The following is a 13243-nucleotide window of genomic DNA, read 5'->3' as shown; positions in this document are numbered from 1 at the left end:
TGCCAGTCCTAAAATCCCATGTATAATTTGCCCCACTTCGGAAGGGTGGCTGAGTGGTTGAAAGCACCGGTCTTGAAAACCGGCGTAGGTTAATAGCCTACCCAGGGTTCAAATCCCTGCCCTTCCGCCATATTGGCTCTAACGAGCATAAAAAAAGCGCCTTAATTGGCGCTTTTTTTATGCTTAAAATTTCTTTACCAACCCTTGAAGAAACTTATCCTGCAACCCCATATCTAATACTGTAAATACACCGGAAATCATTGCATTGCTTTCCCAAGGTTGTATGATTACCCTAACTTTTGAGTAATTGGAGCATTCTGAATGGAACATATTCGCACAGCACAAACCGCTATACCGGAAACTACCGAAGTCAGCCGTGTTTTGCGCAACACCTATCTTTTATTATCAATGACTTTAGCGTTTAGCGCGTTAACAGCGGGTATTGCTATGGCCGCTAATATGTCCCACGGCGCCGGGCTAATCATGTCCCTAGTCGCTATCGCTCTGGTGTGGTTTGTACTACCCCGCACGGCCAACTCATCCGCAGGCTTAGTGGTCGTTTTTGCCTTTACCGGCTTAATTGGCGCCAGCTTGGGTCCCATGCTGAACTACTACCTAGCTCTTGCCAACGGCACCTCCATTGTATTACAAGCACTCGGCGGCACCGCTTTTGCGTTTTTGGGCTTGTCCGGTTACGCCTTAGTTACCCGCAAAGATTTTAGCTTTTTACAAGGCTTTGTGGTTATGGGTGTTATGGTAATGATTGGAGCCATGCTGCTTCTGATGGGCGCCTCCTTATTTGGCTACCACCTAGAAATGCTCAGCCTTGCATTCTCGGCCGGTGTGATTATTTTGATGTCAGCCATCATTTTGTTTCAAACCAGCAACATTATTCACGGCGGCGAGCGCAACTACATTATGGCCACAACCAGCTTGTACCTAGCCATCATCAATATTTTCACCAGCCTGCTGCACTTACTGGGTGCGGGTGAAGATTAATCAATTAGCTCCGCCAACGGAAAAGCCCCTAATGGGGCTTTTTTAATGCCCATGAAATTTACCGTTGTTATTTTAGGCGCGCCCGAGGGTAGCCTCAGTAGTCGTTCAGCACTGGAATTTTGCCACGCATTGCTGGAGCAAAATCATCAAATTGAGCGTTTGTTTTTTTATGCTGACGGCGTTCATAATGCCAGCTCGCTGATCGCCCCGCCTCAAGATGAAGCCGACCTCCCCGCCAGCTGGTCTCAATTAATTAACGAATATAAGTTGGATGCCGTGGTTTGCATTGCCGCTGCATTAAAGCGCGGCATTCTGGACCACAACGAGCAAACACGCTATGAAAAAAATGCCGCCAATTTAGGGGCCTGCTTTAGCCTTAGCGGTTTAGGCCAGCTAATTGCCGCCAGTTCCGTCAGCGATAGAACCATAACCTTCGGTAGCTAACTCAATGAGCCGTATTCTCTGCATCAGCCGCCACTCACCTTATCAGACCAGCAGTGCCTGTGACGCATTAGACGCGGTGTTAGCCGCCGGTGCCTTTGATCAAGAGGTTTCCTTACTGCTTATGAATGAAGGCGTGTGGCAGGCCATCAAGAACCAACAGGCATCGTTACTAGGGCGCACAGGCATCGGTAAAAAAATGGCAGCGCTGCCACTTTTCGGCGTGAAGCAAGTTTATATTCACACTCCCTCCTTAACTCAGCGCGGCCTAACACGTGACTCCTTACACCTAGATGCCGTACAATTAGTAACCAACAATGAAGTTCGCACCCTGATACAACAGCATGATCAGCTATTGAGTTTTTAATGAGCACACTGCATACCGTCAATAAATCTCCATTTGAGAACAACTCACTTACTTCTTGCTTACAGCTTTGTAGTGGTGAGGATAGTATTTTATTGATAGAAGATGGGACCTACGGGGGGTGCGAAAGCTCTCCCTGCCGTGAGCCGCTAACGCGTTTAATGGAAGATGGTATCAACGTGTATGTACTGGAAAACGATGCCAGCGCTCGAGGCTTACATACTTTTCTGCAGGGAGTGGAGCTCGTTGATTACCCAGGCTTTGTAAAGCTCTCCTGCACACACCAGTGCATCCAGAGCTGGTATTAAGCAATGTCTTGCGACCTCCCCCCCCTTGATAAAGACGGCTATCTTTTGCAGTTGTCGAGCTGGAGCCGGGACATAGGCGAGCAATTAGCGCGCAATGAAAACATTGAGCTTACCCAGGCCCACTGGGAGGTAATTGACACGGTACAGGCCTTTTACCAAGAGTTTGATTTAGCCCCGGCTAGTCGAGCATTGGTGCGCTACATCCAGCAAAAGCTGGGGCCAGAAAAAGGCCGCAGCCTATATTTACTGTCTCTGTTTCCACCACACCCGGCCCTGATTATCGCTAAAATTGCGGGCCTACCCAGGCCCGCCAATTGCTTTTAGACAGATCAGTGTTGCTTTTCACGGCGATACTCTTTGGTTAATTTGACCACGATACCAGACAGTAAAACCAACGCAATTAAATTGGGGATGGCCATTAGACCATTAAGCACATCAGCCACAATCCAAATAAAATGTAATTTCGCTGTTGCGCCAAAATAAATCGCCAACACCCAAACCACACGAAAAGGCACAATGACCCGAGGGCCAAATAAGAACTGGGCACAACGTTCTCCGTAGTAACTCCAGCCCAGCAAGGTGGTAAATGCAAACAAAACAATGGCTAAAGTAATGACCACCTCACCATAGGGTATACCTACTGCAAAGGCGGCCTGCGACATTTGCGAGCCTTTCGCCACACCACTCCAGACACCTGTCGCCACAATAACCAAACCTGTAATCGTACAGACGACAATTGTATCGATAAAGGTGCCCAGCATCGCGATCACCCCCTGCTCAACTGGGCTTTTGGTTTGCGCTGCAGCATGGGCAATAGGTGCACTACCCAGCCCTGCCTCATTGGAGAAAACCCCGCGTGCCACACCGAACTGAATCGCCAACGCAATGCCTGCGCCCGCAAAACCGCCTGCGGCCGCGGTACCATTAAACGCACTATTAATAATAAGCGCAAAGGCATCTGGTACTCGATCAGCCACAGTAATCAGTACAGCTATGCCACAAAAAACATAAAGCAACCCCATTGCAGGCACCAACTTACCAGCCAGTTCCGCAATACGCTTAACGCCCCCAATAAGCACGACAAACACGAGCACCATCAACGCCAAAGCCGTCGCCACTTTAGGAATGTGCCAATTGCCATAAAGCGCGTCAGCCACAGAGTGAGCTTGCACCGTATTACCTATTCCAAACCCCGCCATACAGCCAAAAAAAGCGAACGCAGTGCCCAGCCAAGCCCATTTTTTCCCAAGCCCGTTTTTAATGTAGTACATAGGGCCACCCACGTTGTGGCCATTAATATCGCAATCGCGATAATGTACGGCACAAACCGCCTCAGCGTATTTGGTCGCCATCCCCAGCAGTGCCGTGCACCACATCCAAAAAAGCGCGCCTGGGCCACCAATACCAATAGCAGTCGCAACACCGACAATATTGCCCGTGCCAATCGTGGCAGACAGTGCCGTCATAAGAGCGTTGAAAGAGGTTACCTCTCCCGGCCCACTACTTTTTCTGCCGCGCCAAAGAGTGCGAAAAGCTGCCGCAGCATTCACAATGGGGAAAGCAGCTAGGCGAACCATCAAAAAGGCACCGGCCAGTGGCAATAGCCAGAGTAGAAACCACGGCCCCCAAATAAAATCTCTTACTACAATGAATAGATCTTCCATTTTATATTCGCCGTTATAATTCGTTTTTGTACGGAAACAGGCCGAAAACCCCGCCGGTATGAATAAACACTATCTCACGCTGTTGATGACGCCCCTGAGCGAGCTCCTCCAACATGCCATAAAAGGCCTTGCCAGTATAAACCGGATCCAAAACCAAACCATCAGAGCGAGCCAGATCTCGGATTACCGAAAACACTTCGGGATAACCTATAGCATAACCTGGGCCAATATAGTCATCGACGATCATCGGTGGATGTGGCAGCGACAGACCGCTATCGACAAAACGCGCTTGAGCGGCCTGAATGTCAGCCTTGACTCGCTTTGCGAAATACTCGGCACTATCGCAAACGGCCACACCTAACACCTGAGCACCAGGACTGAAATGATTCAACCCTGCGGACAGCCCCGCCAATGTGCCCCCTGAGCCGGCTGCGCACACGACCAACGGGCTGTGTATGTTGTGTCGTTCGAAATCCAGGGCTAATTCGCGCGCACAGGCCACGTAACCCCATAAGCCCACGTCATTGCTCGCACCCGTAGGAATTGAATAAGGCTGGCTGCCACGCGCTTTGACCACCTGTTCAGCACGGAGAAATAACTGCGGTAAATTGGCATGGTATTCACGGGGGGAGTAAATTTCGATCTCGGCACCAGCCAGCTCACTGAGCAGCAAGTTACCATCGGAGCTGGCCGAATTTTGCTCACCTCGTAAAATAAGTCGACAACGAAGTCCGTATTGGGCCGCGACCAGCGCCGTAGCCCGACAGTGATTGGACTGCAAGCCACCACAAGTTATCAATGTATCGGCGCCCTGACGCAGGGCATCGGCCAAGATAAACTCTAATTTTCGAACTTTATTACCGCTGAGCACCGAGCCGGTAAGATCATCGCGTTTACACCACAGACGTATATTAGGGCTTTGCTTCTGCCTATAGCGTAATGCTTGCAAAGGTGTGGGGCACTGGGCCAGAGGGATTGAATCTGGGAACTGCAATGGGGAAGGCATCCCGATCTCCACTTAAGGGTTTAAACCATTATAGGGGGATCGGGATCAGGACTAAAGATCAGATGCTTTTGATGGTGCCCTTAGGCAGAACGGCATGCACCGCCACCTTTTGAAACTTCAGCTCCACAGTGCCGGTTTCCAACACGATATAACTATCATCTACTTTTACAACCTTGCCTAGCATACCGCTGGTAAGCAGAACTTCATCGCCCTTTTGCAGACTGGTCACCAAGTTTTGGTGCTCTTTTTGACGCTTGCGCTGGGGTCGAATAATCAGCAAGTACATAAACAGGAACAAACCACCGAACATCAACAGGTTAATGTACATTGGGGCACCCTGCGGAGCGGCCTGTGTCTGCGCAACGGCAGACTCGAATAGAAAACCCATGGAAAACCTCTCAATTTAAAAAGGCGTAACTCTACCCTGTTTGCCGATATCAGGCAACGCTAGGGGCAACATGAGGCCAACTAAGCGCCTACAAAAAAGCCGGGACACGCCCGGCTTTGGAGTAATAACAACGCTAGGATTAAGCGTAATCGCGAAACAGCTTGCGAAACACACTGGGAGATAAATTCGTCCAGCGCTTGAATGCGTTGGTAAAGCTTGTTCGATCGGAAAAATCCAGTGCCGTAGATACCGCATCAACGCTCATATGATCGTCAATCAAATACTTAATAGCGTAGTGAAACCTTAAGCTATCACGCAACTGTGCGAAACTGGAATCTTGTTGCTGTAACCGCCGTTGTAGGGTGCGCTTGGATAGGTTCAGGTCGTCGGCAATCTGCTCAATCGCCATCGGCGAATGGCCAATACGCTTATCGAGCGCCTCGACAACCCGAGCTGCAACACCATCCACTTGGGGTATTCTCGCTAAAACCACATACTCGTGAAAGGAGCGGATGCCAGAGCGAGAAAAACCTTCCTCGTCTGCGATCTGTGGACCTAATCTTTGCAGCTGAATCATTGGGGCTCTCCTTGTGCCATTAGAGCATTCGATCATTTTGCGATCAAAATGTCTCCAATGAATATAGAGGCATTTCAGGCAAGTGACAATGCTTAATGGCGCATTTTTAAGACTAGTTTCGCCAAAGCTCGAGCATTATTAGAGCCGCTTGGCATATAAAACGTTTTATTGGGCTCCAGAGCATACTACTGGTGGCTCGTTCTAAGGCCATCTTGGAATAATAGCTTGCGATTATAGGCTATTTGGTGAATTCTGATAAAATCGCCCCCGCTTTTTCCAGACTTTTGTGAGACATATCACACTATTAATGGCGGCGTTTATAACTTTGTGTTATTAGGCGACAAAAATAATCATCACTCATGTACTTATAGTAAACGATCCAGCTCAGTCAACAGGTCTTCATGATGTGTTTTGGTTTTAAATTTATCCATCACTAGTAATAGCTTGCCATCTTTACCCACAATAAATGTGGTTCTGATCAACCCCATAAATTCTTTACCCATAAACTTCTTCAAACCCCAGCAACCGTATTTGTCGGCAACTTTGTGATCCTCATCTGAGAGTAGATCAAAGTTTAACTCGTGTTTATCGATAAACTTGGGTAGCCGAGCAACAGGATCAGGACTGACCCCCAGCACCACCACATCACGATCATCCAGCTCTTGTTTAACATCACGAAGAGCGCAGGCTTGTGTGGTACAACCTGGGGTTAATGCTTTCGGGTAAAAATAGACCACAACATTTTTCTTGCCCCGAAAATCTTTTAAGCTGATTTTTTCATCGGCTTGATTTTTCAAACTGAAAGCTGGGGCTAGATTACCCACTTTGGGAAAGCTCATTACAACTCCTTAATCATCTTGGTTGGCACTGTTATTTAGCAATTCAAACAAGGCCGACTTTTCTTCTTGCGTAACAGGTGAACTACTCGCCACTTTGCGCTCTTCCACACAAACGCAATTACGCCCTTGATTTTTAGCTTGGTACAATTGTTTATCGGCCGCAGCCACAAGCTGGTCTGGCGTTACACTGCAATCTGTGGAAAACAATGTACAACCCAGGCTCATGGTGACGGTTAATACAGAACCGTCTTCGGCGCTTATTTGTTCAGCGGCTACCGATTTTCTGACCCGCTCGGCCACTCTTTGTGCTTGACGCAGATTGGTGCCAGGTAATATAAGCGCAAATTCTTCACCGCCATAGCGACAAGCCACATCTAGCTTACGCAAAGTACGATCGATGCAACGCCCCACGCCCTTAAGAACCTCGTTGCCGAGTTCATGACCGTGAGCATCGTTAAAGTGTTTAAAATGATCGACATCGCCAATCACAAGTGCCATTGGCTGACCACTTCGCCTGACCCGTTCCATCTCATTGGTTAAGGTTTCACAGAAGTGCCGGTAGTTAAATAATCCCGTTAAGGCGTCGGTGCGGGCAATGGTTTGCAGGTCGTCGATTTTTTTGCGCAGACAAAGCACCTCATCCCGATAGGGACAACTGGGTCCACACACCACACAATCTTCATTACGATCAGCTTTATCAGTCATTCATGTTAATCGCGATAGCGTTTGGTTAAGTCTTGGTAGTCATCAATACGTCGATCGCGCAAAAATGGCCATATACGTCGCACATCTTCTGAGCGTTGCAAGTCTATGTTAACCACTTGTGCTTGCTCAGTCGCATCCAATTCGGTTAAGAATTCGCCTTGAGGCCCTGTCACAAAGCTGTTCCCCCAAAAATCTATTCCTTCACCGCCGGCAGGGTCGTCTTCATGTCCAACCCTATTCACGCTTATCACCGGCAGGCCGTTGGCAATAGCATGAGCGCGCTGCACAGTAACCCAGGCGTCTTTCTGACGTTTTTTCTCGGCGGGGTCATCCGATGGACACCAGCCAATAGCCGTTGGGTAAATAAGTATTTGAGCCCCCGCCATTGCCATTAGTCGAGCCGCCTCGGGAAACCACTGGTCCCAGCACACTAATATCCCCAAACGCCCAACCGATGTGTCAATTGGCTCAAAACCCTTATCGCCTGGGGTAAAATAAAATTTCTCGTAAAAGCCAGGATCGTCAGGAATATGCATTTTACGGTAAGTGCCCGCGATATCTCCATTACGCTCTAGGACCACGGCTGTATTATGATAGAGACCCGCCGCACGCTTCTCAAACAGTGAGACCACAATGACTACACCCAACTCTTTGGCCAACACACCTAATACATCCGTTGACGGGCCAGGAATCGGCTCTGCTTGATCAAACTGAGTTACATCTTCTTGCTGACAAAAGTACAACCCGCGATACAGCTCCTGCAGCACAATCAACTGTGCCCCCTGATTTGCCAATGCACGAATGGTTTGTTGGGTTTTATCCATATTGGCGTTGAGGTCAGCGCTGCACGTTTGCTGTATAACCCCAACTTTTAAATTATTCACCATCGACCACTCCTACCGGTAGCTGCATAGTAACGCAATGTAAGCTGCCATGTTGCTTAATCAACACACGGCAATCAATGCCTATTATGACAAAATCCGCGAAGGCGCGCCCGATCACCTCCAGAGCTTTTGCATCATTCACGTCATTATAGGTTGGCACCAATACCGTCTTATTTACAATTAAAAAGTTTGCATAAGTAGCGGGTAGCCGCTCGCCTGCTTGGTTAAATATGGCTTTGGGCCAAGGCAAGGCAAATAATCGATAAGCCTGCCCCTTGGCGTTACTGAAGGTTTGCAGCTGCGCCTGCATTTGGTTCAATTCGATAAAGTGTTCATCTGTAGGATCATCGCAGGCCACATACAACAAGGCATTATTAGGGCCTAACCGCGCCAGAGTATCAATATGGCTGTCAGTATCATCCCCGGCCAAATAGCCGTAATCCAGCCAATTAATTTTTTTGGCTCCTAAGCTTTTATGCAATACAGCCTCAATTTCTTGACGTGAGTATGTGGGGTTGCGGTTAGGATTTAATAGGCATTTCCCCGTGGTTAGCAGGGCGCCGGTTTCATCTACTTCGATAGCGCCACCTTCTAAGACAAAAGGGCTGGCCTCCACAGGAACTGAGAACACACCCTGAGACGCCAGCGTACCGGTTATTTGATTATCCAAATCCGCCTCGTACTTCTCCCCCCAACCGTTAAATGTGAAGTCCATGATTTTAAAGGAGCGTCCATCACTGACCGAGAGCGGGCCGTGATCGCGGGCCCAGGTATCATTGCTATTAACAGGGTAGAGTTTGAACTGGTTGACGGTTAAACCCTGCCCATCTAATTGAGTGAATATGTGCTCGTGTAAAAAGGCCGGAGCTGCCACTATCAATTTTGCAGATTGACATATAGCGCGGGCTAACTGAGCATAGACTAGCTCCGCCTCAGATAAAATGGGCTGCCAATCGGTGTCAGCATGAGGCCAGGTCAAGAGCACCGCCGCTTGCGGGCTCCATTCGGGTAATAATTCAAATTGCGTCATAGCCTTTTGCCCACACTGGACGGAGAGTATGCATAACGAGCTTCGATCACTCGCGCTCTTGCGCCGGCAAGACGGTGTGTTTGGATAAGCTTGATGCCTTCTTTAGCGTTAGCTCAGGCTTTTCGCCAACCCATAAAATAAGTTTAACTGTCTTATGAGGAAACTTTACCCGCTCTTTACGGTGCGTCAACTCAAGCGTCAGGTAATGCTTGCCGGGCTGCTGAACCAATACGTTTAAAGTGAAGGGCAGCTCTCCTCGACGAACCGGAGAAAAACGCTTAAAGACGCCATCGTACAAAGTAACTGCATTATCGGCTGTGGCAGTCACCTCAAGCTCACCCGCATCTAAACCGCTAAGCAGTGGTGTCTCAAGTTCAAACACCTCCCCCATCGGCACTGTATATTCAGAGTATTTAATCGCTACATTCATTGAGGGCTTACCCACTGGTGAGTGCAATGATTTTGCCGTGATTATAGGCAAGGCGCGACTGATCGGTTTCTTGTCTAGACTTAACGGCGACTGCCCTCTCTCACAACCGTAGAGACCCCAAACACACACCACTAATAAACAAATTTTGCTTACAATATTCATAACCTATCCCTTAAGGTAACTGGGCCAAAGTAAGATCAAAACAAGATGCCTCGTTACTGTCGCTATGAGCATTCCAATCTTGCACCGATACGACATAAAGATTTCCATTGACCAGAGAAAAACTATTGCTCTCGGCATCAACCTCGGCCGAATATCCCTCAGCGATCGACTGGCCACGTAGGGCGACAATAAAATCGGGGTCGGTGGCTCTGGCCGCGGGACTGGTCTTATTTATATCCAACCGGTAGGTTCCGGTCACCGTCGGTTGAATTGTGAAATACACCCAGGAACCCAATTTATTAGAGCCTTGCGATGTACCGTTAATTTGGGTACTACATACATTAGTGATTGAGCCATCGGTGGGTAGAGTTTTATAAATTGGCAACGCATTAGGGGTGCCACCATCATTGGTTTCACCCAGCGCAAAGGCATCCGTCGAATGAATGGTTTCGGCATTATAAAAACTTTCAAAACTCGATAATTTAGTCGGTTCAACGTTGGACAACACATCGGCAAAGGTAAAAATACTTAAATGCGCCTCACTATCGCGGTAGTGCGGGGAACTTAACACATCAACAACCGCGTCAAACCCGCCAGTCGTTTGTGAGAATCGATAGAGAATACTTTGAATGGAAGATTCGTTAAACCAACCGCTGTCTGAGTAAGACCCCGCTGCAATATCAAAGCCACCGGCAAACCCTTGCTGAGCAGAATAAGTATCCAGATAGAGGGCATCTGCCAATACATGCCCAGCAATGGCATTACCGAACCCTTCAGAGAAAGCTACTCGCATATCTAACTTATCACTGCCACTGTGAGAACCGCCGACCGAATCTTGCCGATTGGCAAGCTTATCTTCTAAATAGTGCGCCCACTCGTGGGCCACCACATGCTGATCGTACTCATCGGTATCATTATCTTCGTCACCAAGAATATAAATAACCGAATTGGAGTAAAAACTGGTGCCGATGTCGCCACTGGTTAATGCACCATTGGCAGTTTTATTCAGAGGCGACCAACGCAAGCGCGAGACGGGTAACTGTAAATTAGCATCCGATTCCAACAGTTTTGTTAAGGCATCATAGACTGTATCGAGGATGGCAAATGGGGCAGCAGACCTGACATCACCATAACTGTTGCCGGTCCAGCCAGACGGCGCGTGTAAATCGCGATTGGAATGGGAACTGCCGGAATTAAACAACGCCCCTTCCAGCACATACAGTGCATTATCATTGGTGTTATCTTCCACCCGTAAATGCCAACGCGGCGTACCTGTGCGTTGTGATCGTGCCTCAACCTGAATTTTAACCAAGGTATTGGCATCGATGGTGAATGAGTAGCTGCCCGCATCATTCGTTTCGGTATTTGCCAATATTTGGCCCGATGAGTCCACCAAATTAACAACAGCGGCGCGCACTGGTTGCTCATAAGTGTTGGCATAATCTAAACCGGTAGACGTAACAGGCACCCTATCGTAGGTCACGGTGCCGGTGATATCGACCTCGGCTGAACTGCTCGACGCACTGGATTGAGCACTACTGCTGGTAGAGCTGACTGAGGAGCTTGTTGAACTACTAGCAGCAGAGCTGACCGAAGAGCTGCTGATGGCAATAACACTGCTGCTGGATGAACTACTTACCGGCACACTACTGATACTCGATGACAACGCACTGCTGCTCGATACACTGGCGCTAGAATCGCTCGACAGACTGCTACTGCGGGCTGAGCTCGACAGTACAGAGCTCGATTGTACTGAGCTGGACGACCCCACACTGGACTGTAACGAGCTGAATTGCGTAGAGCTGGTTTGGATTGAGCTTGACGAGGTCGATCCCACAGGGGGCGCGCCCCCATCGCTACCGCCGCCGCAGGCAGCTAACACTAGAGTGTTCAATATTAACAGTGATTTTATATTCATCCTTGAATCTCGCAGTCGGAGCATACAGATTTCCCAGTCAGAAATAGAGCAGCATATAAGATATAGGCAATCATAACGGGCAAAATAGACCAAAAGATACCCCTAGATCGCGATTGTCGTCCCAACATTCAGCCTTGCGCGCAAAACAATCGATATGACATCCATATCTACTAGGGGTTACGCTAAAACTCACACCAAAGTAATGCTAAAGTAGACTTATTCTGACTATGGAGCTCTCGCGTGTTTCGACTATTACCCGTTTTATTATTTATTGCCTTGGTTTTTTTCGGTTATCAATGGCTGAAAAGCCAACCGGCGGGGAAAAAGCGTCGAGCAATCTTACAAACACTGTTTGCTGTATTAATGGTGCTACTGATTTATCTGGTGATGACCGGACGAATCCACTGGTTAGGAGCAGCGCTAGCGGCACTCCTCCCACTGGGCAAAGTTGCCCTGGGGCTGATTGTACAAATATTACCCTTTCTAAAACGTCGCACCCAAAATCCTCAAGCAACCACCAATGGTCGAATGTCCCCCTCAGAGGCGGCCGAGGTGCTGGGATTAAAACAAAGCTTTAATCAAGGCACACTCACCCAATCGGAGTTATTAAAAGCTCATAAAGCACTTATGCAAAAGGTACACCCCGATCGTGGCGGCAATGATTATCTCGCTCAGAGGGTTAATCAAGCAAAAGACGTATTACTGCAAGAGGTTTAATCCTCAACCATGGGTTTACGCAACAACAAGTGGACATAACGACCCAAATCGCGAAAGGGTGGCCGGCGAGAATAGCTGAGCTCAAGCTCAATCACCTGGTCTGGGGCCTGCTGGCGGCTCTGCGGGTCGAGAATATAATCGTGAAATACTCGTATACCACTGTGACACAATAATTCAGCCCCCAGTGAGTCGGCCCACCCCAGTACTTGCTCAGGCTCTATGGGGTTAATGGGGGTAAGGCTGCCTCGAGATGCTCGGTAATCGGCTGCGATCACCTTTTTGTAATTGGCGCGCAGTAGATTTTTATACACCAAAGCGTGGTGATTATAAAAAATAATCGAAACATAGCCGCCTGGCTGTATTTTGTGCCACAGGCACTGTAACAACGCTTGGGGATCAACAACCCACTCCATGACGGCATGACATAAAATCACATCATAGTGCACTGTTTCTGGCAGAGACTGGATCGGGCTATGAATATACCGAACGCCTTCAGCCCCAAGTTGCGCCGCCCTAATTTTGGCTTTGCTTAACATCTTTTGTGAAAGATCACACAAGGTCAAAGAGTGGCCCGCCGCGGCCAAAGGCAGCGAAAATTGTCCCTGCCCACCACCGGCGTCTAGTATGTTGCAAGTCTTATCCGGCGTCAGAGGTACATAAGGTGCAATGGGCAAAAAATCAGCAAAGTCACGATGTAACACCGCCAATCGAATCTTCCCTTTTAATTGACCGTATATATTGCGGTCAAAGCGCTCTGCCAGATCATCAAAATTGCGATCGACTCCAGAGAATTGTTTTGGCATGGCGATTT

Annotated in this window: 18 protein-coding genes and 1 tRNA gene; 8 read left to right on the top strand and 11 right to left on the bottom strand. The window is 48.5% G+C overall.

All coding sequences use genetic code 11. The features are described from left to right. Nucleotides 1-39 precede the first annotated feature (39 nt). The 6 genes from Q4526_RS12195 to Q4526_RS12170 all read left to right on the top strand — a co-directional run bounded on the left by Q4526_RS12195 (nucleotide 40) and on the right by Q4526_RS12170 (nucleotide 2436). Nucleotides 40-130 (top strand) — tRNA-Ser (locus Q4526_RS12195). Between the two features lie 191 nt (nucleotides 131-321). Continuing rightward, complete coding sequence (locus Q4526_RS12190; protein WP_215977364.1) at nucleotides 322-999, top strand: Bax inhibitor-1/YccA family protein; 678 nt, start codon at nucleotides 322-324, stop codon at nucleotides 997-999. A 45-nt stretch (nucleotides 1000-1044) separates the two neighbouring features. After that, entirely contained in the window at nucleotides 1045-1443 is a 399-nt protein-coding gene (gene tusD, locus Q4526_RS12185; RefSeq protein ID WP_303609644.1) for a sulfurtransferase complex subunit TusD, read from the top strand. Nucleotides 1444-1447: 4 nt separating this feature from the next. Then, nucleotides 1448-1807, top strand: coding sequence for a sulfurtransferase complex subunit TusC (gene tusC / locus Q4526_RS12180; protein ID WP_215977363.1), 360 nt, complete (start codon nucleotides 1448-1450; stop codon nucleotides 1805-1807). Beyond that, complete coding sequence (tusB, locus tag Q4526_RS12175; RefSeq protein WP_215977362.1) at nucleotides 1807-2112, top strand: sulfurtransferase complex subunit TusB; 306 nt, start codon at nucleotides 1807-1809, stop codon at nucleotides 2110-2112. The genes tusC and tusB overlap by 1 nt, the downstream gene beginning before the upstream one ends. A gap of 3 nt (nucleotides 2113-2115) precedes the next feature. Beyond that, complete coding sequence (locus Q4526_RS12170) at nucleotides 2116-2436, top strand: TusE/DsrC/DsvC family sulfur relay protein (RefSeq protein WP_215977361.1); 321 nt, start codon at nucleotides 2116-2118, stop codon at nucleotides 2434-2436. Nucleotides 2437-2441: 5 nt separating this feature from the next. Here Q4526_RS12170 and Q4526_RS12165 read toward each other — a convergent pair whose 3' ends face one another. The 10 genes from Q4526_RS12165 to Q4526_RS12120 all read right to left on the bottom strand — a co-directional run bounded on the left by Q4526_RS12165 (nucleotide 2442) and on the right by Q4526_RS12120 (nucleotide 11442). After that, nucleotides 2442-3776, bottom strand: coding sequence for a sodium:alanine symporter family protein (locus tag Q4526_RS12165; RefSeq protein ID WP_215977360.1), 1335 nt, complete (start codon nucleotides 3774-3776; stop codon nucleotides 2442-2444). A 13-nt stretch (nucleotides 3777-3789) separates the two neighbouring features. Then, a complete protein-coding gene (locus tag Q4526_RS12160) occupies nucleotides 3790-4782 on the bottom strand; it encodes a 1-aminocyclopropane-1-carboxylate deaminase/D-cysteine desulfhydrase (protein WP_215977359.1) in 993 nt (330 codons plus the stop codon). Between the two features lie 58 nt (nucleotides 4783-4840). Then, nucleotides 4841-5170 (bottom strand): preprotein translocase subunit YajC, encoded by a 330-nt coding sequence (yajC, locus tag Q4526_RS12155; RefSeq protein WP_215977358.1) that lies wholly within the window; start codon nucleotides 5168-5170, stop codon nucleotides 4841-4843. 139 nt (nucleotides 5171-5309) lie between these two features. Then, the gene (locus Q4526_RS12150) at nucleotides 5310-5747 is read right to left on the bottom strand and encodes an AraC family transcriptional regulator (protein WP_215977357.1); all 438 of its coding nucleotides are present in this window, start codon (nucleotides 5745-5747) and stop codon (nucleotides 5310-5312) included. Between the two features lie 365 nt (nucleotides 5748-6112). Continuing rightward, complete coding sequence (gene bcp, locus Q4526_RS12145; RefSeq protein ID WP_215977356.1) at nucleotides 6113-6586, bottom strand: thioredoxin-dependent thiol peroxidase; 474 nt, start codon at nucleotides 6584-6586, stop codon at nucleotides 6113-6115. A gap of 9 nt (nucleotides 6587-6595) precedes the next feature. Then, nucleotides 6596-7291 carry a GGDEF domain-containing protein gene (locus Q4526_RS12140; protein ID WP_215977355.1) on the bottom strand — a complete coding sequence of 232 codons (696 nt, stop codon included), beginning with the start codon at nucleotides 7289-7291 and terminating at the stop codon, nucleotides 6596-6598. A gap of 5 nt (nucleotides 7292-7296) precedes the next feature. Next, nucleotides 7297-8178 carry a carbon-nitrogen hydrolase gene (locus Q4526_RS12135; RefSeq protein ID WP_215977354.1) on the bottom strand — a complete coding sequence of 294 codons (882 nt, stop codon included), beginning with the start codon at nucleotides 8176-8178 and terminating at the stop codon, nucleotides 7297-7299. Beyond that, nucleotides 8168-9205, bottom strand: a complete 1038-nt coding sequence (locus Q4526_RS12130; RefSeq protein ID WP_215977353.1) for an agmatine deiminase family protein — start codon at nucleotides 9203-9205, stop codon at nucleotides 8168-8170. The genes Q4526_RS12135 and Q4526_RS12130 overlap by 11 nt, the downstream gene beginning before the upstream one ends. A 46-nt stretch (nucleotides 9206-9251) precedes the next feature. Then, nucleotides 9252-9797, bottom strand: coding sequence for an LPS export ABC transporter periplasmic protein LptC (locus tag Q4526_RS12125; protein WP_215977352.1), 546 nt, complete (start codon nucleotides 9795-9797; stop codon nucleotides 9252-9254). Between the two features lie 10 nt (nucleotides 9798-9807). Then, nucleotides 9808-11442, bottom strand: a complete 1635-nt coding sequence (locus tag Q4526_RS12120; protein WP_215977351.1) for a hypothetical protein — start codon at nucleotides 11440-11442, stop codon at nucleotides 9808-9810. On the opposite strand from Q4526_RS12120, the gene Q4526_RS12115 reads away from it, so the two are divergent. Continuing rightward, entirely contained in the window at nucleotides 11402-11791 is a 390-nt protein-coding gene (locus Q4526_RS12115) for a hypothetical protein (protein ID WP_215977350.1), read from the top strand. The genes Q4526_RS12120 and Q4526_RS12115 overlap by 41 nt on opposite strands. A gap of 164 nt (nucleotides 11792-11955) precedes the next feature. Beyond that, nucleotides 11956-12432: a molecular chaperone DnaJ gene (locus tag Q4526_RS12110; RefSeq protein ID WP_215977349.1), complete on the top strand. Its 477-nt coding sequence runs from the start codon at nucleotides 11956-11958 to the stop codon at nucleotides 12430-12432. Here Q4526_RS12110 and Q4526_RS12105 read toward each other — a convergent pair. Then, on the bottom strand, nucleotides 12429-13235 hold the full coding sequence (locus Q4526_RS12105; protein ID WP_215977348.1) for a methyltransferase domain-containing protein: 807 nt from the start codon (nucleotides 13233-13235) through the stop codon (nucleotides 12429-12431). The genes Q4526_RS12110 and Q4526_RS12105 overlap by 4 nt on opposite strands. Nucleotides 13236-13243: the final 8 nt, after the last annotated feature.

Origin of the sequence: Gilvimarinus sp. 2_MG-2023 (genome assembly GCF_030547685.1) — a bacterium.
Classification (GTDB): Bacteria; Pseudomonadota; Gammaproteobacteria; order Pseudomonadales; family Cellvibrionaceae; genus Gilvimarinus.
Note: the sequence above shows the minus strand (reverse complement) of the source record. Positions and strands in the feature narration are given on the sequence as shown.